Here is a 26,391-nt window from a genome sequence, read left to right as displayed (position 1 = left end):
TTTTCTACTCATTTTAATTATATAATTTGTAAAAATAAAAAAACACCGGCCTTTCTATGCCAAAAACAGGCGATAAAAAGACCGGTGTGTGTAATTTTATTGTTTTAGAAATTTGGACCGATTACATCCCACCATAATCTTGTACCACCATTATCAGGTCCTCCTAATAATTGAATACCTTTATCTAATTCAGTACTGTTCGTGTTACGTTCATTTTGTGGAAATGGCAATCTTCTGATCTGAATTGCAGTACTGATAGTACCTCCACTGTTATTTTGAACAACAGGGAAAAGTTTTGGATATCCGGTACGACGGAATTCAGACCACGCTTCCTGACCTTCAGGGAAGATAGCTAACCATTTCTGAGTAATGATACGTTCAAAATTCTGCTCATTAGAAGCTGCACCATCCCATTTTACAGTCACATTACTTGGCGACGGTGCATTGTTCAATGCATTTCTAGGATCTGCATAAGGCGCAGGACATTCGTAGAATTATTGATATAAGCAGTCGCATCACCCAGTCCATATTGCTGGAATGAGGTACTGATACCCAATTCATATAAACTCTGAGCACTTCCACCTGCATTGGCCCATCCTCTTAAGGCAGCTTCAGCACGTAAGAAATAAACCTCCGCAGCAGTCATTAACTGAACAGGGCTTGATTTTGAAAATGTAGGTGTTCCATCACTTACATTAAGACCAGAATAACCAGAATAATCATCTTTCGAAGCAATATTTGCTCCGATACGGATTCCTTTATACTGACCTGCTACTTTAGCATCAGTAGCTTTATCAAAATACTTAGGTAATCTTGGATCTGCATAACCAGATAAATAAGATTCTATTGCAGCACCCATTCTTGTATCCGCCCAATCCTGAGAGATAAACACCAATGGGTTACTAAATCCTACTCCAACTACTTTAACTGACATGTTATCAGCAGGGCTTGTCAACAATCCGCCGTTTGCAGGATTCATTGCTTTTTCTGCTTCTAATTGTGCTTTTGCACGATCAACCTTCACCAGGCGCAATGCCAGTCTCAAACGCAAAGAATTTGCATATTTCAACCAGGTAGCCAGGTTACCATTATAAACCAAATCAAAGTCACTGAATTTGAAAGGAAGAGTTTTGCCAGTCGATACGAAGTCATTAATTTTCTTCTGAGCATCATCCAGCTCTGTGAAAAACTGATAATAAACATCCTTCTGACTATCATATGGATTATTCACCTTTAAACCAACAGTGCTATAAGGTATAGGCCCATAGATATCGGTCACTCTGCTCATCGCAGTAACTTTGATCAGCTGAGATACTGCCCAGACTGATGGATAAGTCTGATCGATTCCGTTGTTCTTTAATTTTCTAACGTTGGCCATTATATTTAAATAGCCCACTTTAAATGCCTCACCATTCCAACCCTGAACCATGAAATAGTTGGTATTATTATTACCACCATTAAATGGATTAGGTGCCATAAAGTAGCCAGAAAAGTTATCAGCATTTAAACTTTGCTGAACCTGGTAAGAGTTTGGATCACCACCGCCAGAGAAATTAACAATTGATCTTTGCTCCATCTGGAAGAAAAACTTCAGGTCATTATAATCTGAGATTAATTCTTTATCAGAGATACCAACAGGATCAGTATTTATATTTTCAAAGCTTTTTTTGCAGGAAGTGATTGTCAACACGGCCAGACATAGTGCACCCATTACACGTAGCCTGCTTGCCGGAATTGATATATTGAATTTCGTTTTCATTTTTTTTATCTTATTGTTAACAGAACAACTGATTACTAAAAGTTAGCATTTAAAGAGAAGCCATAATTACGCAACGCTGGCGGCATAAAGATATCTACACCTGAAAGCCCATTTGCTGTTGACATACTCAATTCAGGGTCGAATGGAGCTTTCTTATACAGATAGAACAGATTTCTACCAGTAACAGATAACTTTAAGTTTTTAATGAAACCTGGTTTCATAGGTACATTATAACCAAAAGACAATTCTCTCATACGAACTACAGTAGCACTGTACATATGCTCACTTGAGATACCTTCTCTACCACCAACAACGCTGTACCATTTCTGTGCATCTACTTTTGAAACAGGATTTCCTGCCTGATCAACACCATTCACAGAAACACCTCCCTGATCACGGGCATCACCAGTAACTTTAGCAACTCCATATTGTTCAAGCATAGATTCAGTAATAGACATTACTTTACCACCAAATTTACCATCAAGCAAGAAGCTTAAAGAGAAATTTTTATAGTTGAATGTATTACCCCATCCTAACTGCCATCTTGGATTAGCATTGCCAAGGAAAGTATTATTACCTCCATCAGCTGCCGTAGGTTTTCCATCAATGATCAATACTCTTCCCTGAGCATCACGTTTTAATGAAGTACCATAGATATCACCAAATGATCCACCCTCTTTGAATTTAGAAACATAATTAGCCCCCGAAGCACCACTTAAAGTAAAATTCAGTGATTTTTCTGGAGAAAGAGCCAGAATTTTATTTCTGTTCATTGAATAATTAACCGTTGTTTTCCATTTCAAACCATCTCCGTTTAAAACATCGTAACCAAGAATAACCTCTATACCTTTATTCTGAACATCTCCAGCATTGAAATAGTATTGGTTATACAGAGAAGCCTGAGAAGCATCAGCTGTAAAAAACTGGTTCTTAGTATTCGTTTTATAAAATGTAAAGTCAAAATTCAAACGGTTGTTTAAGAATCTCCATTCTGTTCCAAACTCAATAGAGTTAGTACGCTCAGGTTTTAAATCCGCGAAAGACGATTTAATTGGAGTTGAAATTCCACCACCTGCACCAAAAGAGTTCAGGATGTTAGTCACATAGTTTGGTACATCATTACCAACCTGCGCATAAGAACCACGAATTTTCGCGAAACTTACCCATTGAGGCAGATTCAGCTTCTCGTTAATAATAAAGTTAAGACCTACCGAAGGATAAGAAAACGGATTACCTGTAGTAAAAGCTAAAGCCGATGACCAGTCAGTACGGATAGTTGCATCTAAATTGATCCAGTTATCAAATGCAACACTTGCACTCGCAAAAACTGAACGGATCTGTTTGTGGTTATAAGTATTACCAGAATTTAAAGGATTTAATGCTTTAAAATTCTGAAGCACGAACTTATTCGGGATATTCAACCCGTCTTTTCCTGAGTTAAAAGTAACTCCGTTATCATAAAAATCCTGAATACTGGTACCTACAGTTCCGGTAATTTTAAACCGCTCTAAAGGAACATTGATATTCGCAATCACATCGGCGTATTGTTGTCTGGAATTATTGTTCGTATAAACATACCCACCATTTTTATCTGTTAAGGTAACAGAGGTTCCAGCATAGTTTTTCTGATCATAAGTATCAGTATAGGTATCCATACTTCCACGTGCCTGAAAATCTAACCATGGATTTACTTTATATTTAGCACTTACACTCAGCATCAGACGATCTCTGTTCAGCTCATTCTGATTTCTGTTGTTAATCCACCATGGATTTTGTTGAATGTCTTCAGATAAGAAAGGCCAGTTTTGTGTATTCAGGTTTCTTGTCGGATCAAATTTCTCAAATCCAGATTTGTATTGTTGTATATCATTGCCCCTTGGAAATAAATATAATCCGGTTAATGGATTAAAATAAAGACCGATCAATGGAGAGTTATCGATTTTCTGTCTGATATAGTTTACATTTCCTGAAATCGTTAACTTGTCATTAAAGAAACTACCTGTCTCTTTCAAATTGATGTTATGACGGCTTAACTTGTTACCTGGTTGAATTCCTGATGCAGTAGTATTGGCATAAGAAAAATAGGTCTGTAATTTCTCAGAACCCGCAGACAGACTGATTGAGTTCGTATAGCTTTGTCCTGTTTTGAAATAGGAGTCTAAATTATCCTGACCATTAGTTATTGCAGGTCCCCAGCTTTGAGAAGAAGTTCCTGAAGTCTGTCCGTAACCATTTTGAAATTTCGGTTTAGTTGCCGCCTGATCAAGACTTAAAGATGAAGTGAAATTAACTTTCGCTTTTCCTGCCTCACCAGACTTAGTCGTTACGATGATTACACCGTTTGCCGCCTGACTACCATATAATGCAGCTGCAGAACCACCTTTCAGTACAGATATGCTAGCGATATCTTCCGGGTTTAAATTTGAGATCGGGTCACCGCCATCATACGAATTACTTCCGCCGTAAGCAGAATTTGGCTGAGTTGAAGCACCGTTCCCCGTGCTTGAAACTGCCTGAGTCGAAATACTGTTATTCATCGGAACTCCGTCAATAACATAAAGAGCCTGGTTACTTCCCGAAGCTGATTTACTTCCTCTCAGAATTACTTTTGCAGAACCACCCACACCAGATGAACTGCGTGAAATTGTTAAACCGGCAACTTTACCATTTAATGAGTTCACCAGGTTGGCATCTTTAGCCCTTGTTAACTCATCACCAGCAACAACTGCGTAGCATAAGTTGTAGAACGGCTCGTTCTTTTAATACCCAAAGCTGTTACTACTACAGTATTCAACTCTTGTGCATTATCTTTCATCACTACATCAACAGTAGTCTGACTGCCTACCGTGACTTCTTGTTTATCATATCCAATATAAGAGAAAACGATGATATCCCCTGCTTTAGCAGTAATACCATACTGTCCGGACGCGTTGGTTTGCGTAACCAGCTTAGTTCCTTTCACCTGAACTGATACTCCAGGTAATGTAACGCCTTTAGCATCACGTACCGTTCCTTTCACTTCATCTGCAGCAGAGAAGCCCGGAATACTCAATAAAGGCGTTAATAGTTTAGGATGATCTGACTTTACCGTTGCAAAAGCATGCGACGATGCGTAAAGTAGTAAACACGTCAATTGTAATGTTTTTTTTTCATTTTTGCTGATTACAGTTAAATATTTTGGTTAGCTCTTTTGTCTTCAAAAATCGGCGATGACAAACCCGGTACCTAGTAAAAAAAATACGCGTTAAGGTAGAGACCCCTATAACGCTAAAATTGCCTACAAGATTATCTCTTTTTTTTCAATAAAATCGAATTAGCAAGCATTTAAACTATGGTTGATTTATTATTTATATTATTTATCTTGCCTTTTCTTATAACTGTTATTAATTCCCAAAGGCCTTGAAACCTGACTTATCTCCCTTATGGACAAAGGTTTGCGTAGAAGATGATGTTAAAGCTTTTGAAGTTTTATATTATCTTTTATTCAATCGGCTTATCAAATTCTGCATTTATTATGTAGGAAAAAAAGAAATAGCCGAAGAGATTATTTCTGACATTCTGGTCAGGTGCTGGGAAAACAGGAAGGCAGAAACAGTAATTCTCAACCTTGAAACCTATCTTTTTACTGCAGTCAGGAATCAATCTCTAAAATATATTAAAAAACACGCCAGCGTACATTTAGTAGAAATCGAACCATCTAATGAGTTTCAGTTTCTGGATCATGCAGATCCGGAAAAAGAATTGGAGAATAAAGAACTACATCATAAATTAGATCAGGCGATCGACAAACTTCCAAAGCAAGCCCGGATTATTTTTAAGCTAATTAAAGAAAACGGCATGAAATACAAAGAGGTGGCAGAAATTCTGGAGATCTCGCCAAGGACAGTACAGACACAATTATTCAGGGCAATAGATAAATTAAGGATAAGCCTTAAAGCTTATCACCATATTTATACACAAGATACAAAGAGCGACAACTCCCTCAATTTAATAGTTTTAATATTTTTTTTTTTTTTACATATTTTTCAATTCTTGTAAGCAATTTTAACAAAAAAGGGTACTACTATATACAAAGTATAAATATTGTCCAATGACTGATCAAAAATTCACTGAATTACTTAGCGAAAAATTATCGGGAGAAATCTCCACCGATAATGATCAGTATTTTATGGCAATGCTTGCAGATAATGAAGATTACAGACGCGAATACGAATCTTTAAGTACTTATTTTATTTCCAGCAGCAGGATCGTCCTTATGACAACATCGATGGTATATTTCAACAAATAAAAGAAAGAATTAATGTTGTTGGTGCCCAGCCTAAACTGATTTTTAGTTCAAAACCTTCTGCACAACCTTTTAAGCAATGGTACCGTATTGCAGCTATTTTTGTTTTCGGACTTTGTACCTTTTTCGCTTATCAATTCTTCGAAGCAAAAAATATTGCGGATACAGGCACAGCCATAGCCTGGAAAAAGACAAATACTCCAGGCAGGCAAACCTCAACAGTAGTACTTGCTGACGGAAGTAAAGTTACTTTGAATGCAGAAAGTGAAATTAAATACCCTGACACCTTTAACGGTCTGACAAGGGAAGTCTATTTAAGTGGTGAAGCTTTTTTTGATGTAGCAAAAGATCATCAGCACCCTTTTATTGTACATACCAAAAATATAAGCATCAAAGTTCTTGGAACCGCATTTGATGTCAAGTCCTATCCTGAAGAACATTTAACTGAAACTACTTTACTGAGAGGAAAAGTAGAAATTACACTGAATAATAGACCGGCAAAACACATCCTGCTAAGTCCTGCTGAAAAATTCACATTAATTCATGCTGCAGACAGTAGTGTGGAGCACTTGAACGGAGATATATACAGCATTACACCAATTAGTTATTATAATAATGACAAGAATACTATTCTTGAAACCTCATGGATGAATAACAAAATCCTGTTCAGAAATGAGACTTTCTCCCTGCTGAGCCTGCGTTTATCCAGATGGTACGGCGTAAATTTTATCTTTGAATCAGATAAACTGAAAAATGCTAAGTTCACCGGAGAATTTGAGAAAGAGAGCTTATCGGAAGCATTAAAAGCGTTACAAGCCATTACCCCTTTTGAATATAAAATACAAGGAAAAACTATCTATCTTTACGCTGTAAAGTAATATCGCTAAAGCGATATGGCTTTTTGCCAAGCGTAAATGTTATAGATGAAGACCGTAGTAAAAAACTGCTGATTTTTTTTGCGCTGCAAGTTGCCCTGAATGCTCATTCACAAAGTAAGGTAACACTGAAATTGAAATCTGTAGATTTTGAAAAAGTAATTGATGCCATACAAAACCAGACTCCCTACCACTTCATTTATAGCGAAGCCCGGATACCTTCAAAAAAAACCACTATTAAAGTTCAGGATAAAGATGTCTTTTCTGTGCTTGATCAGCTCTTAAAAGATACTGGCTTTACCTATAAATTATTAGAGAACAATCTGATTGCTATAAGACCAGCAACAGAAGACAAGAATATAAGCCTGATTAGAGGAAAAATAACAGATGAAAACGGGATTTCCATAACCAGAACTTCTGTTAAAGTCAAAGGCACCCGTTTAGGGACAAAAACAGATGATAAAGGTGAGTTTTCGATAACCGCAGCTCCAAATTCAATTCTTGTGCTCAGCCAGATCGGCTATCAGCACCGGGAATTTCCTATAAAAGAAAACACGTACGTCGAAATTTCCATGCGGCCATTACAAAACGATCTGGACGAAGTACTGATTACAGCCCTGAATATTCCCAAAGAAGAACGAAAAATTGGCTATGCCATATCTGCAATCAGCGGTTATTCATTAACAAAAGCAAGAGAATCAAATATCATGATTGCACTCGAAGGGCAGGTAGCGGGTTTGAATATCAGCGGAGTAAATGGCGGACCAGGTTCTTCCGCAAGAATCTTACTCCGCGGTGCAGCAAGTATGACTGCAGGCTCCCCACTATTTGTAGTAAACGGGGTCCCTCTTGACAATACACAACGCGGAAGCGCAAATGAATATGGAGGCCCGGATTACGGAGATGGCATCAGTAATATCAATCCGGATGATGTAGAAACAATTACTATCTTAAAGGGTTCAGCAGCTTCGGCACTATATGGTGCCCGTGCTGCAAATGGTGTAATCCTGATTACCATTAAAAGTGCAAGAAAAAACTCAGGTATCGCAATAGAATATAATACTAATTTATCATTTGATAAAAGCGGTTAACAATACGGATTTCCAGTATGTATATGGTCAGGGTACACAAAACCAGAGACCTGAGACTGTCGCTGCGGCTGTAGCTTCCGGACTTTATAGCTGGGGAGAAAAACTGGATGGTCAGCCGGTAATCCAGTTTGATGGAAATAAACATCCTTATTCGGCGGTAAAAGATAATATTCAGAAATTCTACAGAACAGCTCCGGCTTTTACGAATACCGTTTCAATAAGCCATGGCGGACAAAACGGGACTATTCATTTATCAGCTTCCAAGCTCAACCAGCAGTCTATTATCAGGAATAGCAGTTTAGACCGAAAAACCGTCAACCTTTACGCAACCCATGAGCTGAGCAAACAACTAAGCGTTACTTTTAATGGAAATTATATCCATGAGTATAATAAAAACAGATCTTACCTGAGTGATGGGCCTTTGAACACCAATTATGGTATCGCAGCACTGGCCACAAATATTGACCAGGCAACATTAGCCCCCCCCCGGATTTAACCCAAATACAGGAGCCGAAACTCCCTGGAACAACGATGAGTATAAAACCAATCCCTATTTCATACTCAATAAACAGGCTGATTATTCAAGTCGCAACCGTTTTATTTCTTCAGCCTCTGCTAAATACAAATTTAGTGACTGGATTTATCTGCAGGCCCGCCTGGGCTATGATGTGAGCAATGATAATATATTGAGTGTTATTCCAACTGGTGCTGCCTTTTCTGTAAATGGAGAGGGGGGTATCAATTCGATGAAGAAGTCCAGCATATCAGAATTAAACAGTGATTTCTTACTAGCTGCAAACAGGAATCTTACCCAGGATCTTAACCTTGATGTGTCTGTAGGAACGAATTTCCGAAAAAGAGAAGTAGAATCTAACGGGCTGATGGGGTCAAGATTCATTGTCCCTTATTTGTATACCCCATCAAATCTTGTCACGATAATTAACAATAATACTTACGCCAAAATTGTAACTGAATCTGCTTATTATACTGCTATCTAAACTATAAGAACTATCTGAATCTTTCTGCAACGGGCAGATATGATGTTTACTCTACCCTACCACGAAACAACCGGGGCATCTTCGTTCCGGGTGTCTCAGCAAGTTTCGTCTTTTCTGATCTGTTGAAATTGAAGGGCATTGATTATGGTAAATTAAGAGCAAGTTTTGCCAAGACCAGCGGAGAACCGATTCAACCTTATACGACGCAAACTTATTATTATACCACCAGTGATATAAATGGAGTTCCATTGGGCAATTTCTCCAGAGATCTGCCTAATTATAATCTGAGGCCTTTTACACTTAATGAATTTGAAACAGGGATTAACTTAAAAATGTTTAATAACCGTCTCTTCTTTGATTTTACGTATTTCCACCGGGTTACTCATAATGAAATCATCAATGCGAAACAGTCGGTTACTTCTGGCTTTACTTCTGCATATGTTAATTTAGGCAAAACACGCAATTCTGGAGTTGAGGTACTTTTGCAGGGTATTGTTATAGACCATAAGAATTTCAAATGGAGAGCAGGTTTTAATATCAGTCATATTGATAACCGCCTGCTATCAATTGATGGTTCCAGTAAATATGCATTAACAGGTACTTACAGACCATTAAATGCTTATACAGCCATGGTCGTTGGGAAACCAATTACGCAAATCATGGCTTACGACTACTTAAGAGATGCTGGTGGGAATATGGTTATTGGTTCTGATGGTATACCTGCACGCGGAGAATTAAAACCGATGGGAAGCACCCTTCCAAATGTTTTTGGCGGATTCAACAACAACTTTTACTATAAGAACTTCAGCTTTTCCATGCTGATTGATTTCAAATATGGGAACAAGATTTTATCAGCTACAGAAAATTACTCTTATGTGTTTGGGCTGAATAAAGCAACGCTGGATGGCAGAGAGACGGGTATCATTGCACCCGGCATACATCCTGATGGTACAGTAAATACGACCAGTGTGCCTGCCTATAATTATTATCCGCAGCTGCGGCGACTAATATCTCAGCGCTATCTGTTCTGAATGGTAGCTTTATCAAATTGAGACAGGTTACTTTAGGGTATACAATTCCCGCTCATCAATTAAAGAGAACACCTTTCAATGCTATTTCTATCGACCTGGTCGCTAGAAATTTATTTACACTGGTTAAATACACCAGGAATATTGATCCTGAATCTGAATTTGCTTCCAGCCTGAATTATGCAGGTATAGAAGGAGCTTCTTTTCCTGCCACCCGGACTTTCGGTATAAATGTCAATTTCAAATTTCAACAAACAAAGAAATAATGAAGAAGGTTTGCTTACTCCTGCTGAGTTTTTTAATAGTCATTGAATTGGGTTGCAGCAAGGCACAGCTGGATAAAATTAATACTGATCCGACAAAATTACCCGGGGAGTCTTATAACCCGGACGAGCTGCTTTCGACAGCACAGTTCAAATCTTCTAATAAAGGGTACTATCAATTGCTTTATCAAAGTACCATGATGCAGCTGCTGGCCTCTACTTATCTATATTATAACAATGGTGATAAATATGTGAACGCGGGTAGTTTCACGGATTACCAGGGCAGAATATTTGAGGAAGGGTATGCTGACGCTTCTACAATCAGAGAGATGCAGCGTCTTGCCAGGGAGAAAGATCCTGAGAAGTATTCAAACCTGATTAATATCGGTGATATCATGTTTGTACTGATCTTACAGCGGATTACGGATACTTATGGAGATGTACCTTATTCGCAGGCTTCAAAAGCAAGAGAAGGAATTAAGTACCCTGTGTATGATAAACAGGAGGATATTTATAACACAATGCTGGCTGATCTTGACCAGGCGATCAGTGGTTTAGATCCCGCAAAACCGAAACCGACGGCAGATTTGTTTTATAAAGGGGATATTGTGAAATGGAAAAAATTCGGATACTCGCTAATGTTAAAGGTGGCTATGCGTTTAACAAAGGTTGCCCCCGACAAGGCTAAACAATGGGTAGAGAAAGCAGCAGCAGGAGCATTTTCTGATATTAGTGATAATGCGCTGATCATGACTGACGAATCAAATCTGGATGGTCAGAATGGTACTTCTCTGGCACTAAGGACGGTCTCTGATTACAGAGAAGTAAGATGGAGCAAAACTCTGATTGATGAATTGAGAAAAACCAATGATCCCCGGCTGGAAGTAATTGCCGAGGTTCCACAAAATGGTTTAGCGAATAACATCAATGAGAATCTTGCAGGGAATATTGATCCTTCAGTACAGATTGGTTTGCCTAATGGTTATGATTTATCAGGTGGCGGATATGATATTAGTAAATATACAGGATATCCGGGAGGCACGGGAACGGGCTCTGATTTCGCCCCGCTTGGAAAATATTCAAGACCAAGAACTTCTGTTTACCTGAAACTGGGAGGCCCGAATTTTATCATGACTTATGCAGAAACAGAATTATTGCTGGCTGAAGCCAAAACAAGAGGATGGAATATTCAGGGCACGGCAGCAGGACATTATGCGAATGGTTTACGTGGCGCGCTAAAAGGAATGGAGCAACTGGATAAACTGGCGGTGATTCCTGACGAGGTGATTAATGATTATGTGACAAAACATCCGCTGGATGAATCGGGTAATGCGAAAGCTTTGGAGATGATTAATACGCAATACTGGATAACTACAGGTACTTACTTTAACTTTATTGAAAGCTGGCTGAACTGGAAAAGATCTGGGTACCCAATACTAACCCCAGTTAATTATCCTGGAAATGTAACGAATGGAACCATTCCCAGAAGACTTATTTATTTATCGACAGAGGTATTGAACAATACGGATAATTATAGGGCGGCCGTGGCAAGGCTGCCTGGAGGAGATTTACTGACATCGAAAACGTGGTGGGACAGGTAGTTTCTTCTCTATTTTTGAAAAAAATTGATCATCCATGGGGATATCTACTGGATGGCGCTTTATTTTCAGGAGGTCTATGTGGTTTCTTCTAATTGACAAATTATTTCATCAGTGTTCACAATGATTGCAAATTCTTTATTCAAATGAGATAATGCAGTTAGATGTGTGGTCTCCGCATCATATCGCTCTCCATTAATCCCTTTTTTCGCAAAAGCAGCTGTAGCATCAGCTGCAACAAAGACGTTATAGCCAAAATTAGCGGCCATTCTTGTTGTTGTTGAGACACAATGTTCCGTGGTTAAACCTATGATAACTAAAGTATCAATGTTTGCGACATCTAATCTTTCTTTCAGATCAGTACCAATAAAAGCACTGTTTACTGATTTTTTGATAATTGTCTCACCAGTCAGGGGTCTTACAATATCTTTATGTTCGTTTCCAGGGTTGCCCTCCGCAAGTAAAGAGTCGGGGTGTACGGAGCAGTGTTGAATATGAAAAAGTGGAAGATCATTTTTTCTCCAATAATCTAATAATTTCCTCGCATTTAACTCAGCTTCCGGATTGTTCCTTTCTCCTCCCCAATGGTCAATGTGATCAAAAGCTTTTTGAATATCTATCAATATCAATGCAGGTAATGTGTTTTTTAATATTTTCATAACCCGAAATTGCAATTCCCCGCATTACCAAACTTTGCTGAGAGGCTTTATTTGTTTGTTTTTTTATCACGCGCCCCCGAGTGGGTGACACACCATATTTTTTGCTTGTATACTTTTGAAAAATGCGACAAATTTTCAAATCCACTGGCATATGCAATCATAGAAACTGTATCACTGGAACTCTTAATCTGGTATTCTGCATATTCTAAACGCCTGTTTGTTTGCCATTTTATTGGCGTAGTATTAAATTGTTCTACAAACTCCTTCTTAAAGGTACTCACACTTCTACCCGTTAATTTTGCCATATCATTTAATGACAGCTGTCTGGAAAAATTAGCTTCCATAAAATAAGCGAGGTCAATTTTCCTTTCACTCACCAAATATTTCAAAAAGGACGCAAACGTCCTTGAGCTGTCGCCCGACAGAATCTGCAAAAGAATCTGATGGGTAATAAACCTCAAAATGCATCTTGAATATTCCTGAGGATGCTGAATATGCTGAATAGCCTCAGCACGATTGACTGCAATAAAATCTGTAGTTTTAAAAAGGTAAGGAGCTAAATCCGCATTAAATTTCTCCTCCTTGCGCTCAATTACGTGAGTTTCAAGAAAATTATGAACAAACTCATTTTCCATAAAAACGAGTACGCTCTTATAATCATCAGATGGAAATAGCTGGTAATTACCCCGCTTCCTGAACTGGATATCATTCACAGAAAGACGCTGAACATAACCGCCAGACCTAATGTCTATTGAACCAGTTAATACAAGTTCAAGACAATGACCAGTTTGCAACACATCCTCAGATTTATGTTCGCTTTCAATAATCACCGCGTACATGTCAGCCTGTCTTAACTTTAGATATGAATTATTGCTTAGTATATCTTTTGGTATTTCTATCATAATTTATAATAACATATAGAATGGTTCTCAAACGTATATAGCAGGTTAGCAGTTTTCAGTAAAGATCTTAAAAAATTAGAAGGAAAACTTGAAAAGAGCAGTAAATAGAAAAGCCTTCAGATGATGATTTGAAGGCTTTTCTATTTAACATAAAGATTTTATTTGCCTAGCAGTGCTTTGGCTTTCGCAACTACATTATCGATTGTGAAACCGAATACTTTATAAAGTTCTTCTGCTGGTGCGGATTCTCCAAAAGTATGCATCGCAATGATGTCACCTTCGTCAGTTACATATTTATGCCAGCCCAATGGAGAACCAGTTTCTACAGCAAGACGTTTGCGGATTGCCTTAGGGAAAACTTTTTCCTTGTAGGCTGCATCTTGTTTTTCAAAAAGCTCCCATGATGGCATACTTACTACCCGGGCGGCTATTCCGCTTTCTTTTAACTTCGCCTGTGCGTCAAGGATCAGCGCTACTTCAGAGCCGGTAGCAATCAGGATAAGATCTGCGGCCTTGCCTTCGGCTTCGGACAGAATGTATGCACCTTTTCAAGATTTTCTGCTTTACCGTATTTCTCCTGATCAAGTACAGGTAAACCTTGTCTGGTGAACACCAGAACAACTGGCCCGTCTTTATGCTCAAGGGCTACACGCCATGCCTGAGCTGTTTCATTGGCGTCAGCCGGACGGATCAGGGTAATGTTTGGTATAGAACGCAGAGAGATAAGTTGTTCTACAGGCTGATGCGTGGTTCCGTCTTCCCCCAGACCAATACTATCATGGGTATATACAAAGATAGGCCTGATTTTCATAATGGCTGCCAAACGGATTGGCGGACGCATATACTCTGAGAACATCAGGAAGGTTGCTCCAAAAGGAATAACCCCTTTAGTTAAGGCCATTCCCACAAGAGCTGAGCCCATTGCATGTTCACGGATACCAAAGTGGAAGTTACGTCCGGTACGATCCTCAGGAGTAAAAGAGGTATATTCTTTGAGGTTGGTATCGGTAGACGGGGCCAAATCCGCAGCTCCTCCTATCAAAACCAGGTAAACTTGAAGCTATTGCATTCAATACTTTTCCGGAGGCCTGACGGGTAGCCATTTTATCTTTTGAAGGGGCAAATACCGGTAATGATTTTTTCCAGTCTTTTGGTAATTCTCCGTTGTATGCTTGTTCATATGCTTCAGCAAGCTCAGGGTGTGCTACCTTATACTGTGCAAAAAGCTCATCCCATTTTTGATTAGCTTCTGTTCCTTTTTTACCCGCAGCCTGATAATATGCATCAACCTCCGGTGGTACAAAGAATGATTTCGCAGGGTCAAAACCAAAAAATTCTTTGACCAGTTTAATCTCATCAGCACCCAGCGGAGAACCGTGGGAACCAGCAGTATTTGCTTTATTCGGACTGCCATAAGCAATCTGTGTACGAACCTTAATTAAAGACGGACGATGGATTTCTGCTTTCGCATTTCTGACGGCATTAATAATTGCAGTAATATCATTACCATCACTCACTTCCTGCACGTGCCAGTTATAGGCTTCTTCAAAGCGTTTGGATACATCCTCTGTAAAGGCAATGTCGGTATCACCTTCAATAGAGATATGGTTATCGTCATATAAATAGATCAGATTACCAAGCTCCAGATGACCTGCTAAAGAGGCTGCTTCGGAAGTTACGCCTTCCATCATATCACCATCACTGCATATTGCGTAAATTTTATAATCGAACAAATCAAATCCTGGTCTGTTAAATCTTGCTGCAAGGTGCTTTTGCCCAATTGCAAAACCTACCCCGTTTGCAAAACCTTGCCCCAATGGCCCTGTAGTTACATCGACACCGTCAATCAAACCATATTCTGGGTGACCAGCAGTTTTACTGTTTAACTGGCGAAAATTCTTAAGATCGTCAATAGTGACATTGAAACCAGTAAGGTGCAATAAGCTGTATTGTAACATGCAACCATGCCCCGCTGATAAAATAAACCTATCCCTGTTTGCCCAATCCGGGTTTTTCGGGTTAAATTTCATGTAATGAGCATAAAGCACATGTCCCATTGGTGCAGCACCCATAGGCATACCCGGATGTCCGGAGTTCGCTTTCTGTACAGCATCAATTGATAAGGTACGTACAGTATTAATTGCTAATTCTTCAATGTTAAGATTTGAATCCATTTCTAAGTATTTATTGTGATACTTTTACTACGATCACCAGGGCCAATTTGTTTTAAACAATTCGTTTTTTGACAGAACATAAATATAAACAAATAAGCGTCTTTTAATAACCGGAATTTTGTGTTAATACCGGATTCTTCGCCACCGGCGATCCTGGCAAACTTTTAGCCGTTTCGGTATTGGCGTAATTTGACTCGTTGATCAACGGTGCATCTCCAAATAATCCAGCTACATAATAGTAAAAAAAAGCTCTTGGTTAGGTTTATTTTGCTACAATCACTGGCTAGCACCTCTATTGAGGTCGATATTTATTCTTGTAATTAACTGAAAAATAGTGAATTAAATTTGTCTGACTGTTTAGCGGTCAAAAGTTGCACACAAACGTTTGTTCAAGATGCATATCTGCTAAGCCACCTTCTTTAACAAAAATGATTATTTCTGATGATAAGGGTCTTAACAGAAGTGCATAAAAAAGGAGCGCTTTTGGCGCCCCTCATTCATTTTGGTGTGTAGTATATGATTAAATACTATGGGGTATAAGTTGTTGCCTGACCACCATAAAGTGCTTTTGATATACTGGACAGATAAGTAGCCTTATTAGTGCTTGTCAGATTATAGTACAAGTAAACACCATAACCATCTTTCACAGTTTTAGTTGCATTAGTTGTTGCTGTAGAAACACTTGTTGCCTGAATATCAGTTGCAGCGGGGCCTAACTGGCTTTTAGTCAGACCTGGAATATTAGGTACAGAATATGAACCATAGTAAGGGTTCCATGCATAATTCACTTTAGATCCTACAGTTACACCGTTATAAGACAAGTTAGAAGCTGATGGGCCAATGTTATAAAATGATATAATTTTATTAGGCATTAACTGACGAAGAGCAGTAACAAGATATACGAAAGAACTTGAATTTGGTTGTCCCGTTCCATTGTTACCATATTCTGAATATTCATCATCAAAATCAATACCATCCAGTCCGTAAGTCGTTACTGCATCACTCAATTGCTGTGCAAAAGCCTGTGCAGCTGCCTGGTTAGGGAAATTAGCAAAACCAGCACCCTGGTGATTACCCAAAACAGACAGCATTACCTTAATACCTTTATCCTGAAGTGGCTTGATTTTAGTTGCTCTATTATTTAGCACACTAGTTACCTGTGGATTGAAAAACAGCTCCGCCTTTTGTGTAGTCGTATTATAATTAATGTTGGCAGCGAAGATTATCCCGATATCAAATAATTGCTTGCCATTCGCTAACTTATACTTACCAACTTCTAACATATCATTACTGTTCACTTCTACATAACAAACCCCAACCGGGCCTGTCTGGCCGATAGCCTCTGTTTTAGCCCCTGAAAGACTTTGATCTGAATTTTTGAACTGGCTGATCTTTTTTACAGGCTGAAGCCATTAAAAGAACAAGACTCACCGAAGTGATTGCAGTCTTTTTTAAGATTGCATTGAATTTTGTGTTCATACTAATTAATTTGGTAGATGATTAATTGTTGTTTAATTATTTGGTTGCTTTTAAATTAAACCCCCGCAATTACTATATAAGGTAAAACGTTTAAGCAAGTCTAAGTTAGGAGATTGTTTTGAACATATCAATACCCTGAAATCTTTTATATATACCAGCCTCTCCTGGAAATATCAGCCTCCTGACCAGAGGTTATCAAAACATTTTGACAGCTCCGATAAATAACTATATTTATCTAACTATCAACACAATACGTTAATAGGTTTTAGCAAAACCAAAAACAAACCCAATCATTTACAGCTCATCAACAACCAATTTCACTATGTCTAAAACAATTAAAATTCTATGTTTTGCCTTGCTGATACAAACCGCAGCCTTCGCAAAAGACTACACTTTAAGCTTCCCGATAAAAAAATAACCATAAAAATTTCAATTGGTAAAAACATCACCTGGTCAGTCATGAAAGATCAGGAAATCCTGATTAAGCCCAGTGCAATGAGCATGGTTTTAAAGGATGGCAAAAATCCAGGTATTATACCGGTCGTTTCAAAAGCTATCAGTAAATCTGTTAATCAAACTATCGTTTCAATTGTTCCTGTACGTAATAAACTAATCCCTGAAATCTATAATGAGCTTAAACTCCAGATGAAAGGTAATTATGGCTTAGAGTTCAGAGCCTACAATGATGGTGTTGCTTATCGCTTCGTCACCGAATTAGGCTCACAGCCAATTGAAGTCAACTATGAAGAGGTGACTTTCAATTTTAATGAGAATTGCCAGATCTATCTCCCTAAAGAGAATAATCCTGAATTACAGTCACATTATGAAGGTGATTTCAAACCTATGAAACTTGAGGAAATCCCTGTTGAACAATATGGTTATCTACCCCTATATATAGCTACTCCAACTGGCACTAAGATGGTTGTCACCGAAGCCGATCTTCACGACTATCCAAATCTCTTCCTCTATGGAACAGGCACTAAAACACTTACGGGCCGTTTCCCTAAAGTTATCCTGGAGGCAACACCAAAACCAAATTCAGACCGTGCAGAAATCATTGTTAAAAAAGCGGACTACCATGCTAAAACAACAGGAAACAGAACATTCCCGTGGAGAACGATTATTATCAGTCCAACTGATAAAGGATTACTGGAGAATGAAATGGTTTATAAACTCGCAGAACCAAATGTACTGACTGCTACAGCATGGATCAAACCAGGTAAAGTAGCCTGGGACTGGTGGAACGACAACAATATATATGGCGTTAATTTCAAAGCGGGCATCAATACTGAAACGTATAAATATTATGTCGATTTTGCCTCAGCCTATGGTCTGGAATATATCATCCTCGATGAGGGCTGGTCACGGGCAACAACAGATCTGCTCGCACCAAATCCTCAGCTTGATATCGAAGGCCTAGTTAAATATGCAACTGCCAAAAATGTAGGCGTAATTTTATGGGCACTTTGGAAACCTCTGGATCAAAATATGGACGCCATCCTCGATCAATATGTCAAATGGGGCGTTAAAGGAATAAAAGTAGATTTCATGGCAAGGGCCGATCAGTACATGGTCAATTTCTATGAAAGAGCAGCCCTGGAAACCGCTAAACGTAAATTACTTCTCGATCTTCATGGAGCTTATAAACCAGTAGGTTTAAATCGTCAGTATCCTAACGTCATCAATTATGAAGGAGTCAAAGGAATGGAAAATAATAAATGGGAAGAAACCATTACCCCCGTTCACAATACCACTTTACCCTTTACCAGAATGGTGGCAGGACCGATGGATTACACACCCGGTGCTATGCTGAACAGCAATAAAGATGAATTCCATGTAAGTATGACTTCGCCAATAAGCAGAGGGACAAGAGCGCATCAAACCTCTATGTACGTACTTTTGATAGTCCACTGCAAATGTTCTGTGATAATCCTTCCAACTACTTAAAAGAGCCTGTATACACGCATTACATAGCCCGCTTTCCAACAATATGGGATAAAACAATTGCATTGGAAGGTAAAATATCAGAATACGCAGTTGTAGCCCGTAAAAATGGGAACAACTGGTACATAGGTGGAATGACCAACTGGGATGCCAGGGCTTTTGATATCCCCCTGACTTTCCTGGAAGGTAAAAAGTATAAGATCGAAATATTAAAAGATGGAATTAATGTCGGCAAACATGCTGCCGACTATCAGATCATCAGTAAAGAAGTTAGTGCCGGAGAAACCCTGCATATCGATATGGCCGCTGGTGGCGGCTATACAGCGATTCTAACCCCTATCGGTTAGCATGGACCTCTTCTAATGTCTTAATCAGCGGGGGGCCTAAAAGACGACTTCCCGCTGTAGTAATTAAGTAATCATCTTCTATTCTTATTCCACCAAAATCTCTGAAACTGCTTCACTTTTTCATAATTAATAAATTCGGCATGTTTATTTTCAGCAGACCATGAATCAATTAATACAGGAATAAAATACAGCCCCGGTTCAACAGTAACGACAAAACCTGGTTCAAGTTCTTTACCTAAGCGAAGGGATTTTAGACCAAAATCCTTACTCTTTTTGAGCTCAGCTGTATACCCTACGTATTCTTCCCCCAGATTTTCCATATCATGTACATCAAGTCCCATCATATGGCCTAAACCGCATTGAAAAAACAAAGTATGTGCGCCTTCAGCAACTGCCTGTTTCGGATCGCCTTTCATCAAACCTAAATCAGTTAATCCCTGTACTAAATGTTCACACGCAAGCAAGTGAACATCCTTAAATAATATTCCTGGTTTAAGAGCTTCCACAGCCTTTAACTGTGCATTTAAAACAATATTATAAACATCCTGCTGTAATGGTGTGAAAGATTTACCAACCGGAAAAGTACGTGTTAAGTCACCGGCATAGAACATATCATTCTCAGCACCACAATCACATAAAACCATTTGTCCGTCCTTCAGGATAGTCTTACTTGCATGATTGTGAAGAATCTCTCCATTTACCGTAAGGATACTTGCAAAAGAAAGCTGACCGCCATTTGCGATAGCCACCGCCTGTAACTGCGCTGCGACTTCAAATTCAGAAAGCCCCGGACGTGCAATTTCCTGTGCCTTTAACTGCATCAGGGTACTAATCCGAACCGCCTTTTCAATCTCCTGTATTTCCTGTTCACTTTTGACTTCCCGCTGTGCAACTATCGCTTTAATCAGTTCAACCGATGGTTGTCCTGTCAATCCCCAATCAATCAGTTTCATAGAAGTTTCCGCTCTGTAAACCGGCAGAAAATGAACTTTCCTGTTCCCGGCCAAAGCATTGATCACTTCCGTTTTCTTTCTTGTAAAGGCAATTCCGGCCTTTTCAGCCTGAGCTTCAATCGTCTCCAATGCACCCGTCCATACAATATCATCTACTGTAAGTTCATCCCCAAATAAAATCTCCTGATCATTATCAATATCAATCACCAGGCAAAGCCCTGGTCTGCTGATCCCTGTAAAATAAAGGAAACAACTATCCTGACGAAAATGATAAGTATTATCCCTGAAATTCATCCCGCTTTCTTCATTTCCCGGCAAAAGGATAATTCCTTCACCTATCACTGACTTAAGTTTATTTCTTCTTTCCTGGTAGATTTCTTTAGCGAACATATTTGATTATTTATAGAACCAAATTTATCAAATAAATTTAATCATCTCCCTAAATCCCGGCAGATAAACAGTGCAAATATGTTAAATGCGGACTTTAAGACTTCAGACATCCTGTATGACAAAGTGTACAGAATGACTGTAAACTAATCTCAGTATAGGACACATGCATAAGACATTTATGTTGGAAGGGGGTTGGAAGGGCGATTAGCCCTTCCAACCCCCTTCCAACATAAATGTCTTATAGAACTGAACCTCTTTCACTTCATACCTTAACTTATTGACAATACCCCTTCAATAACAGGCGAACCGCTAGTAGTATATACTTCTCCTTTTCAGGCAAAAGCAAAATCAACGCTAACAAATAACAATCTAACCAACCAGCAACTCACCCCCCAGTCTGACATTGGCGAAAAAAAACAATCAGATAATATAATGACATCAGGGCCCCGCAGGGGAACGTAGTCATTATATTATCTGATTGTTTTTTTTTCGTAACATTAAGACAACACCAATACTTTACTTTTGCAAAAAAAAACTAATAACCATCACAGCTATGGATCTCATCACTTCCTTAAAACAAGGCGATCAAACAGCAATGGAAATTATTTACAAAAAACACTGGGAGCACGTCTTTGATGCTGCCTACAAACGTATTGGATCAGAAGACATTGCACAGGACATCACCCAGGATATTTTCATATCCTTATGGGAAAAGCGCGAAACCCTTGAAATCAGGGAATCATTAGCCGCATATCTTCAGGGATCAGTGAAAATATCGGGTAATCAACTACTTCAAGGCCAACCTTACTAAAGAAAAATATACCGAAGATCTCCTTTCTCTGATGGGCAACACCTCTACTCTCCATGCAACCAATAATCTAGCAGTCAAAGAAATACACAAAGAGCTTGACCAGGCTATAGCAGAGCTTCCAGAACGGATGCGCCTGATTTTTTCCATGAGCCGGAAACAGGAAAAATCAAACAATGAGATCTCCACAGAACTCAACCTGTCGATACAGACGGTAAAGAACCAGCTTACCGCAGCGTTGAAAATTATCAGGAAAAGATTAGCTTATCTTACTGTATTCTTCTTTTAACACAAACGTAACCTAACGTTAACACACAGACCCGGTACTACTTACCTTTTTAACTGACTGGTTTGTAGATGGAAGATAAAAGGCTTGCAGAAGATCTGCTGAAAAAATATTTAGACGCTAAAGCTACCCCAAAAGAAATTGAACAGGTCGAAAACTGGTACAATTCCTATGAAGGGGGGGGAACAAGGTGTTAAGTCAAAACCGGAAAGCAGTTATAGAGCGCCGAATGCTGATTAACCTGCAACAGCACATACATGAGAATGCAAAACCAAAGATCTCTTTTATCCGGAGAAATTCTTTTCTTCAAATTGCAGCATCAACAATTCTGCTTTGCAGTATTGGTTTAGCCTGGTGGAAAATCGCTCCCCACCCTATACAAAAAACACTTCCCGCTGCATCTTTATTAACGAGTACCAAACCAAACGAAAAAAAGACGATCAGACTGGGTGACGGTTCAGAGGTTATCCTGAGTCCATCAAGCCGGCTGTCCTATCCTGCAAAATTCACTTCCTCACTAAGACAGATTTCCCTTGAAGAAGGAGAAGCATTTTTCAAAATCGCCCATGAAGAAAAACGCCCCTTTACTGTACAGCTACCCGGCAAACTTTATACAAAAGTATTAGGGACCTCATTTACCATCCGCGCCTTTAAAACTTCCAACTCCATGAATATCTCGGTAAACACAGGAAAGGTAGCTGTCGGAAATAAAAACCAGGTATTCGGAACCCTGATTAAAGGTCAGCAGATTACTTATGACAAAAACAAAGAAACGGCCATCATCAGCCAGACTCCTGTTCCCGATACCAGGATTGTATTTGAAGGGATAAACCTGAAGCAGGCATTGCAAAAACTAGAATATATCTACACCATAAAAATTAACCTGAACCCTGCCCTTCTTGGAAACCTCGGCTGCACAGCAACCTTCCACAGTAAACAGCAGCCAGAAGAAATCATTGGAATCATTTCCAGTTTATATAATCTTAAATATGAGACAACCCCTGATCATAAATCATTTAAAATCTATAAGTAATGAACAGCTAGCCCCCATTCATCAACCGGCGCCGGTCAGATCAGCGCCCGCTTCTACATTTAATTCATCATTCAATTAACGCGCTAAAAACAATTAACAATATGAAAACACCCTCCTATAAGAGGTTAACAGCCCTTTATAAAAAGCCATGAAGTATTCATTATTAATCTTCTCGCTCATTTGTACCTTTTGCGGAACATTGTTCGCCTCGGCAACAATGGCCCAGAAATTAGATCGTGCGACCGTAACCTTAACAATTACAAAAGAGAAATCACAACAAGCAATTCTGAAAGAAATAGAAGCCAAAACAGGCCTTCATTTTGTTTACAATCAGGATCAGCTATCCATCAACAAACAAGCATTGAACGAGACTTTTAAAAATGAAAAAGTTGAATTTGTGTTGCATAAGCTTGGATTTGAGTGTCTGGAAAAAGGTGATTATGTGATCATCAAAAAAAAAAAAACCTGCACCTGTAAAAAAAGCAGACCGTACGGTTTCAGGAACAGTCAAAGATTCTACCGGACTGGCTATGCCGGGTGTATCGGTAAAAGTATCAGGAACAACTCAGGGAACAACAACAAATGCCGATGGAAAATACAGTGTTTCTGCACCTGAAGAATCTTCTTTGATTTTTTCCATGATTGGTTATAAAACACAACAGGTAAAAATTGAAGGAAAAGGCACTATTAATATTATGCTGATAGAAGACAACTCTCAACTGAATGAGGTTGTAGTTGTAGGTTATGGTACACAAAAGAAAATTACCGTTTCAGGGGCTGTAGCAGAAGTATCACTTGATAAATTAAATTCAAGATCAGTGAGCGATATCGGTAGTATTTTACAAGGAAAAGCACCCGGTGTTGTTGTTGTAAATGAAAGTGGGGACCCTACGGCTACGGCAAAAGTAAATATCCGTGGTCAGGGTGGTATCAACGGAGAAAGTCCTTTATATGTAATCGATGGATCGCTGTTTTATGGCACACCAGTACTGAATCCAAATGATATAGAATCTATTTCTGTTTTGAAAGACGGGGCCGCAGCAATTTATGGAGCAAGAGCTTCGGGCGGGGTTATTCTGGTAACCACAAAAAAAGGAGCTAACCAAAAATTGAATATCACATTCGATGCAAAGGTGGGCACACAAACTGCCCTGGAAAAAACTTAAATCATTAAACGCAAAAGAATTTGCTGACATTTCAAACCTTGCTGCTGATAATGCAGGGATCCCTAGAAAAGAAGCTTTTGACGCAATTAAATATCCTGATGGACAGATTACCCGCGCAGACTGGGTAGATGAAATTTTCAGAACAGGATTAATTCAGGATTACAATATGGGGATAAGCGGTGGAAACGACAGGTCGAGCTTTTACCTGAGCTTCAACTACCGTAAGGCAGAAGGAACGTTATTAAACACTTATGGCAACCGCTATAATTTCCGTATCAATTCCGAACACCGTATCAATTCGTGGATGAAAGTAGGAGAAAATCTTTTCTACGATTATACCAATGGAAACGGATCGAACTCTAACAGCCCTACAATCAATGGTGCGAATACAAAAAGCGCCTATACAGGTGCAATTATATCAGCTATCTTTTATCCTTCAAATGTAGCGCCATATACACCAGAAGGTGGTTTTTCAGGTTTACCTTTAAAATATGCCGGTGCTTATGGAGATATTATCAATCCGGTTGCTTATTTACAAAGACTGGATGTAAGCAATCCTGTAAATACCATTGTGGCTAATCCTTATGCAGAACTTGATCTGTTAAAAGGGTTGAAATTCCGTTCTAACTTATCTTTCACTAAAACGTTTAATAACAGTAAAACCTTCCAGACTAAAGTTCCTGAAATTGGTAAGATCTTTGATTTTAATCAGCTGACACAGACTTCTAACAACACAAATGACCTGTTAGCGGAGCAGGTACTTACCTATGATAAGTTTTTTGGTTCACATCACTTAAATGCAATCGGCGGTTTCTCTTACCAGAACAGACAGGCAGAATATCTGACTGTTTTTGCACAAGGATTTGATGATGAATCTCCTAAATACCGTTATATGGTGAATGCAACTATCCCATTCTTACCAGATAGTTATGTATCTACAGAAGCTCTGACTTCGTTTTTTGCCCGTGCAAATTATGATTACAAAACAAATACCTGCTTTCATTAATTGGAAGAAGAGATGGTACATCTTTGGTCGCAAAGCAAAATCGTTTTGCTAATTATTATTCTGCATCCGCAGGATGGGTAATCAGCAGAGAAGATTTTATGAGTAAAATTGACTGGATCAGCAATCTGAAAATCAGAGGTAGTTACGGTCTGCTTGGGAACCTTGCCAGTGTAACCGCTCAGGCAGTTAACCCGACCCTTAAAAAAACAACTATTTACATGGGATTAAATCCGGGTCAGTACCAGGGATATTATGAAAATGTATTGTCAAACCCTGAATTAACCTGGGCTAAATCTAAACAGACAAATATTGGTCTGGATTTAAGCGTATTCAAAAACAGGCTGAGCCTGGTTGCTGATTATTTCATTAAGGATACTAAGGATATGTTAATCTATCAGCCTTTATCAGGAACTACTGGTGTTGACGGACAATGGAAAAATGGCGGTTTATCAAGAGATAAAGGAATTGAAGTTGATTGGATTAAATTACAACAATAAACCGGAAGCGGCTTTCCAATACAGTATTAATGCAACCTTCACTAAAATGAATAACAACCTGGTTTCTTTACCAGCAGGCCTGACCAGTCAGGCAGTAGATTTTAATGTTCGTGGTACACTGACCCCGGTTCGTTTACAAGTTGGTGAACCATTATATTCTTATTACGTAATACAAACTGATGGTATTTTCCAGTCAGATGCAGAAGCTAAGAGTTATAAAAATGCAAGTGGAAATATGATTCAGCCAAATGCAAAAGCTGGAGATTTCCGTTTTGCAGATAGCAATAATGATGGTAAAATCGATAACAATGACCGCGTATTCAGAGGCAGTGCTTATCCGGATTTCTCTTACGGATTTAGTTTCAATGCAAGCTACAAAGGTTTTGATCTGAACTTATTTGCTCAGGGTGTGAAAGGGAACAAACTTTTCAACGCACTAAAATATACAGGATTGAATGCAGGTAGCGGTCAGAATTACAACCTGCTGAAAGGTGTGTTAGATGCATGGAGCCCAACCAATACAGGAAGTAGTTTACCACGTATTTCGGCAAGTGATGCAAATGGCAATTTCTCTACGACTTCAGATTTTTACCTGGAAAGCGGCTCTTATTTAAGATTAAAAAGTGCTACACTAGGTTACACATTCTCCAAAGATCTTTTGAAAACTGCTAAAATCAGTAATCTGCGTCTTTATGTAACTTCTAATAACCTGTTCACCATTACTAATTACTCTGGTTTCGACCCAGAAGTAGGAATGGATCAGTATGGAGTAGATGTAGGCCGTTACCCACAAGCAAGAACATTCCTGTTTGGTGCAAGTCTTAATTTATAACCCGTATTTAATCAACGA

Annotated in this window: 30 protein-coding genes and 1 pseudogene; 20 read left to right on the top strand and 11 right to left on the bottom strand. The window is 38.9% G+C overall.

Going from position 1 to position 26,391, the window contains the following annotated elements; translation table 11 throughout:
- Nucleotides 1-104: 104 nt before the first annotated feature.
- The 3 genes and pseudogenes from ACWYN3_RS31910 to ACWYN3_RS31900 all read right to left on the bottom strand — a co-directional run bounded on the left by ACWYN3_RS31910 (nt 105) and on the right by ACWYN3_RS31900 (nt 4,892).
- Nucleotides 105-1,711 (bottom strand): annotated as a pseudogene (locus tag ACWYN3_RS31910) (RagB/SusD family nutrient uptake outer membrane protein).
- Nucleotides 1,712-1,794: 83 nt separating this feature from the next.
- Entirely contained in the window at nt 1,795-4,440 is a 2,646-nt protein-coding gene (locus tag ACWYN3_RS31905; RefSeq protein ID WP_456217874.1) for a SusC/RagA family TonB-linked outer membrane protein, read from the bottom strand.
- Nucleotides 4,441-4,463: 23 nt separating this feature from the next.
- Entirely contained in the window at nt 4,464-4,892 is a 429-nt protein-coding gene (locus tag ACWYN3_RS31900; protein WP_456217873.1) for a carboxypeptidase-like regulatory domain-containing protein, read from the bottom strand.
- Nucleotides 4,893-5,158: 266 nt separating this feature from the next.
- Between ACWYN3_RS31900 and ACWYN3_RS31895 the strand changes: the two genes are divergently transcribed.
- The 9 genes from ACWYN3_RS31895 (at nt 5,159) to ACWYN3_RS31855 (ending at nt 11,900) form a co-directional block, all read left to right on the top strand.
- Nucleotides 5,159-5,797, top strand: coding sequence for an RNA polymerase sigma-70 factor (locus ACWYN3_RS31895; protein ID WP_456217872.1), 639 nt, complete (start codon nt 5,159-5,161; stop codon nt 5,795-5,797).
- Between the two features lie 52 nt (nt 5,798-5,849).
- Nucleotides 5,850-6,047: a hypothetical protein gene (locus ACWYN3_RS31890; RefSeq protein ID WP_456217871.1), complete on the top strand. Its 198-nt coding sequence runs from the start codon at nt 5,850-5,852 to the stop codon at nt 6,045-6,047.
- Entirely contained in the window at nt 5,966-6,922 is a 957-nt protein-coding gene (locus ACWYN3_RS31885) for a FecR family protein (protein ID WP_456223228.1), read from the top strand. Before ACWYN3_RS31890 ends, ACWYN3_RS31885 begins: the two co-directional genes overlap by 82 nt.
- Nucleotides 6,923-6,945: 23 nt before the next feature.
- A complete protein-coding gene (locus ACWYN3_RS31880) occupies nt 6,946-8,010 on the top strand; it encodes a TonB-dependent receptor plug domain-containing protein (RefSeq protein WP_456217870.1) in 1,065 nt (354 codons plus the stop codon).
- Nucleotides 7,994-8,506, top strand: a complete 513-nt coding sequence (locus tag ACWYN3_RS31875; protein WP_456217869.1) for a hypothetical protein — start codon at nt 7,994-7,996, stop codon at nt 8,504-8,506. The genes ACWYN3_RS31880 and ACWYN3_RS31875 overlap by 17 nt, the downstream gene beginning before the upstream one ends.
- 172 nt (nt 8,507-8,678) lie before the next feature.
- Nucleotides 8,679-9,008, top strand: a complete 330-nt coding sequence (locus ACWYN3_RS31870; RefSeq protein ID WP_456217868.1) for a hypothetical protein — start codon at nt 8,679-8,681, stop codon at nt 9,006-9,008.
- Between the two features lie 122 nt (nt 9,009-9,130).
- Complete coding sequence (locus ACWYN3_RS31865) at nt 9,131-10,039, top strand: hypothetical protein (protein ID WP_456217867.1); 909 nt, start codon at nt 9,131-9,133, stop codon at nt 10,037-10,039.
- 17 nt (nt 10,040-10,056) lie between these two features.
- Nucleotides 10,057-10,302 (top strand): hypothetical protein, encoded by a 246-nt coding sequence (locus ACWYN3_RS31860; protein WP_456217866.1) that lies wholly within the window; start codon nt 10,057-10,059, stop codon nt 10,300-10,302.
- Nucleotides 10,302-11,900, top strand: coding sequence for a SusD/RagB family nutrient-binding outer membrane lipoprotein (locus ACWYN3_RS31855; RefSeq protein WP_456217865.1), 1,599 nt, complete (start codon nt 10,302-10,304; stop codon nt 11,898-11,900). Before ACWYN3_RS31860 ends, ACWYN3_RS31855 begins: the two co-directional genes overlap by 1 nt.
- A 74-nt stretch (nt 11,901-11,974) precedes the next feature.
- On the opposite strand, the gene ACWYN3_RS31850 is transcribed toward ACWYN3_RS31855, so the two are convergent.
- The 7 genes from ACWYN3_RS31850 to ACWYN3_RS31820 all read right to left on the bottom strand — a co-directional run bounded on the left by ACWYN3_RS31850 (nt 11,975) and on the right by ACWYN3_RS31820 (nt 17,111).
- A complete protein-coding gene (locus tag ACWYN3_RS31850) occupies nt 11,975-12,556 on the bottom strand; it encodes an isochorismatase family protein (RefSeq protein WP_456217864.1) in 582 nt (193 codons plus the stop codon).
- Nucleotides 12,557-12,603: 47 nt separating this feature from the next.
- The gene (locus ACWYN3_RS31845) at nt 12,604-13,458 is read right to left on the bottom strand and encodes a helix-turn-helix domain-containing protein (protein ID WP_456217863.1); all 855 of its coding nucleotides are present in this window, start codon (nt 13,456-13,458) and stop codon (nt 12,604-12,606) included.
- A 158-nt stretch (nt 13,459-13,616) separates the two neighbouring features.
- On the bottom strand, nt 13,617-13,952 hold the full coding sequence (locus ACWYN3_RS31840; RefSeq protein WP_456223227.1) for a transketolase-like TK C-terminal-containing protein: 336 nt from the start codon (nt 13,950-13,952) through the stop codon (nt 13,617-13,619).
- Nucleotides 13,952-14,479, bottom strand: coding sequence for a hypothetical protein (locus ACWYN3_RS31835; RefSeq protein WP_456217862.1), 528 nt, complete (start codon nt 14,477-14,479; stop codon nt 13,952-13,954). Before ACWYN3_RS31835 ends, ACWYN3_RS31840 begins: the two co-directional genes overlap by 1 nt.
- Nucleotides 14,427-15,632, bottom strand: coding sequence for a hypothetical protein (locus ACWYN3_RS31830; RefSeq protein ID WP_456217861.1), 1,206 nt, complete (start codon nt 15,630-15,632; stop codon nt 14,427-14,429). The genes ACWYN3_RS31835 and ACWYN3_RS31830 overlap by 53 nt, the downstream gene beginning before the upstream one ends.
- Before the next feature lie 527 nt (nt 15,633-16,159).
- A complete protein-coding gene (locus tag ACWYN3_RS31825) occupies nt 16,160-16,969 on the bottom strand; it encodes an endo-beta-N-acetylglucosaminidase H (protein WP_456223226.1) in 810 nt (269 codons plus the stop codon).
- Between the two features lie 10 nt (nt 16,970-16,979).
- Nucleotides 16,980-17,111 (bottom strand): hypothetical protein, encoded by a 132-nt coding sequence (locus ACWYN3_RS31820; RefSeq protein WP_456217860.1) that lies wholly within the window; start codon nt 17,109-17,111, stop codon nt 16,980-16,982.
- A 345-nt stretch (nt 17,112-17,456) separates the two neighbouring features.
- Here ACWYN3_RS31820 and ACWYN3_RS31815 point away from each other — a divergent pair, with 345 nt between their 5' ends.
- On the top strand, nt 17,457-19,058 hold the full coding sequence (locus tag ACWYN3_RS31815) for a glycoside hydrolase family 97 catalytic domain-containing protein (protein ID WP_456217859.1): 1,602 nt from the start codon (nt 17,457-17,459) through the stop codon (nt 19,056-19,058).
- On the top strand, nt 19,028-19,402 hold the full coding sequence (locus ACWYN3_RS31810) for a glycoside hydrolase family 97 C-terminal domain-containing protein (protein ID WP_456217858.1): 375 nt from the start codon (nt 19,028-19,030) through the stop codon (nt 19,400-19,402). Before ACWYN3_RS31815 ends, ACWYN3_RS31810 begins: the two co-directional genes overlap by 31 nt.
- Nucleotides 19,403-19,473: 71 nt before the next feature.
- Here ACWYN3_RS31810 and ACWYN3_RS31805 read toward each other — a convergent pair whose 3' ends face one another.
- Nucleotides 19,474-20,745, bottom strand: a complete 1,272-nt coding sequence (locus ACWYN3_RS31805) for an aminopeptidase P family protein (protein ID WP_456217857.1) — start codon at nt 20,743-20,745, stop codon at nt 19,474-19,476.
- A 553-nt stretch (nt 20,746-21,298) separates the two neighbouring features.
- On the opposite strand from ACWYN3_RS31805, the gene ACWYN3_RS31800 reads away from it, so the two are divergent.
- The 9 genes from ACWYN3_RS31800 to ACWYN3_RS31760 all read left to right on the top strand — a co-directional run bounded on the left by ACWYN3_RS31800 (nt 21,299) and on the right by ACWYN3_RS31760 (nt 26,373).
- Complete coding sequence (locus ACWYN3_RS31800; protein ID WP_456217856.1) at nt 21,299-21,556, top strand: RNA polymerase sigma factor; 258 nt, start codon at nt 21,299-21,301, stop codon at nt 21,554-21,556.
- Nucleotides 21,557-21,587: 31 nt separating this feature from the next.
- On the top strand, nt 21,588-21,842 hold the full coding sequence (locus ACWYN3_RS31795; protein WP_456217855.1) for a sigma-70 family RNA polymerase sigma factor: 255 nt from the start codon (nt 21,588-21,590) through the stop codon (nt 21,840-21,842).
- Between the two features lie 68 nt (nt 21,843-21,910).
- Nucleotides 21,911-22,036, top strand: coding sequence for a hypothetical protein (locus ACWYN3_RS31790; protein WP_456217854.1), 126 nt, complete (start codon nt 21,911-21,913; stop codon nt 22,034-22,036).
- Between the two features lie 32 nt (nt 22,037-22,068).
- Nucleotides 22,069-22,872 (top strand): FecR family protein, encoded by an 804-nt coding sequence (locus ACWYN3_RS31785; RefSeq protein ID WP_456217853.1) that lies wholly within the window; start codon nt 22,069-22,071, stop codon nt 22,870-22,872.
- Nucleotides 22,873-23,020: 148 nt separating this feature from the next.
- On the top strand, nt 23,021-23,488 hold the full coding sequence (locus ACWYN3_RS31780) for a hypothetical protein (protein ID WP_456217852.1): 468 nt from the start codon (nt 23,021-23,023) through the stop codon (nt 23,486-23,488).
- Nucleotides 23,403-24,038, top strand: coding sequence for a TonB-dependent receptor plug domain-containing protein (locus tag ACWYN3_RS31775; protein ID WP_456217851.1), 636 nt, complete (start codon nt 23,403-23,405; stop codon nt 24,036-24,038). The genes ACWYN3_RS31780 and ACWYN3_RS31775 overlap by 86 nt, the downstream gene beginning before the upstream one ends.
- A complete protein-coding gene (locus ACWYN3_RS31770) occupies nt 23,998-25,044 on the top strand; it encodes a hypothetical protein (protein WP_456217850.1) in 1,047 nt (348 codons plus the stop codon). Before ACWYN3_RS31775 ends, ACWYN3_RS31770 begins: the two co-directional genes overlap by 41 nt.
- 23 nt (nt 25,045-25,067) lie before the next feature.
- Nucleotides 25,068-25,541 (top strand): TonB-dependent receptor domain-containing protein, encoded by a 474-nt coding sequence (locus ACWYN3_RS31765; protein WP_456217849.1) that lies wholly within the window; start codon nt 25,068-25,070, stop codon nt 25,539-25,541.
- A complete protein-coding gene (locus tag ACWYN3_RS31760; protein WP_456217848.1) occupies nt 25,483-26,373 on the top strand; it encodes a hypothetical protein in 891 nt (296 codons plus the stop codon). The genes ACWYN3_RS31765 and ACWYN3_RS31760 overlap by 59 nt, the downstream gene beginning before the upstream one ends.
- The last annotated feature ends 18 nt before the right edge of the window (nt 26,374-26,391 follow it).

The organism is Pedobacter sp. NJ-S-72, assembly GCF_053890575.1.
Note: the sequence above shows the minus strand (reverse complement) of the source record. Positions and strands in the feature narration are given on the sequence as shown.

What these genes read in the sequence shown, in the direction of transcription:
- ACWYN3_RS31890 (WP_456217871.1), top strand. Translation starts at nt 5,850, where the DNA reads ATGACTGATCAAAAATTCACTGAATTACTTAGCGAAAAATTATCGGGA.
- ACWYN3_RS31780 (WP_456217852.1), top strand. Translation starts at nt 23,021, where the DNA reads ATGAAGTATTCATTATTAATCTTCTCGCTCATTTGTACCTTTTGCGGA.
- ACWYN3_RS31810 (WP_456217858.1), top strand. Translation starts at nt 19,028, where the DNA reads ATGTTCTGTGATAATCCTTCCAACTACTTAAAAGAGCCTGTATACACG.
- ACWYN3_RS31850 (WP_456217864.1), bottom strand. Translation starts at nt 12,556, where the DNA reads ATGAAAATATTAAAAAACACATTACCTGCATTGATATTGATAGATATT.
- ACWYN3_RS31760 (WP_456217848.1), top strand. Translation starts at nt 25,483, where the DNA reads ATGGCGGTTTATCAAGAGATAAAGGAATTGAAGTTGATTGGATTAAAT.
- ACWYN3_RS31775 (WP_456217851.1), top strand. Translation starts at nt 23,403, where the DNA reads ATGCCGGGTGTATCGGTAAAAGTATCAGGAACAACTCAGGGAACAACA.
- ACWYN3_RS31800 (WP_456217856.1), top strand. Translation starts at nt 21,299, where the DNA reads ATGGATCTCATCACTTCCTTAAAACAAGGCGATCAAACAGCAATGGAA.
- ACWYN3_RS31830 (WP_456217861.1), bottom strand. Translation starts at nt 15,632, where the DNA reads ATGGATTCAAATCTTAACATTGAAGAATTAGCAATTAATACTGTACGT.
- ACWYN3_RS31845 (WP_456217863.1), bottom strand. Translation starts at nt 13,458, where the DNA reads ATGATAGAAATACCAAAAGATATACTAAGCAATAATTCATATCTAAAG.
- ACWYN3_RS31790 (WP_456217854.1), top strand. Translation starts at nt 21,911, where the DNA reads ATGGAAGATAAAAGGCTTGCAGAAGATCTGCTGAAAAAATATTTAGAC.
- ACWYN3_RS31820 (WP_456217860.1), bottom strand. Translation starts at nt 17,111, where the DNA reads ATGAACACAAAATTCAATGCAATCTTAAAAAAGACTGCAATCACTTCG.
- ACWYN3_RS31785 (WP_456217853.1), top strand. Translation starts at nt 22,069, where the DNA reads ATGCTGATTAACCTGCAACAGCACATACATGAGAATGCAAAACCAAAG.
- ACWYN3_RS31855 (WP_456217865.1), top strand. Translation starts at nt 10,302, where the DNA reads ATGAAGAAGGTTTGCTTACTCCTGCTGAGTTTTTTAATAGTCATTGAA.
- ACWYN3_RS31815 (WP_456217859.1), top strand. Translation starts at nt 17,457, where the DNA reads ATGTTTTGCCTTGCTGATACAAACCGCAGCCTTCGCAAAAGACTACAC.
- ACWYN3_RS31795 (WP_456217855.1), top strand. Translation starts at nt 21,588, where the DNA reads ATGGGCAACACCTCTACTCTCCATGCAACCAATAATCTAGCAGTCAAA.
- ACWYN3_RS31770 (WP_456217850.1), top strand. Translation starts at nt 23,998, where the DNA reads ATGCAAAGGTGGGCACACAAACTGCCCTGGAAAAAACTTAAATCATTA.
- ACWYN3_RS31805 (WP_456217857.1), bottom strand. Translation starts at nt 20,745, where the DNA reads ATGTTCGCTAAAGAAATCTACCAGGAAAGAAGAAATAAACTTAAGTCA.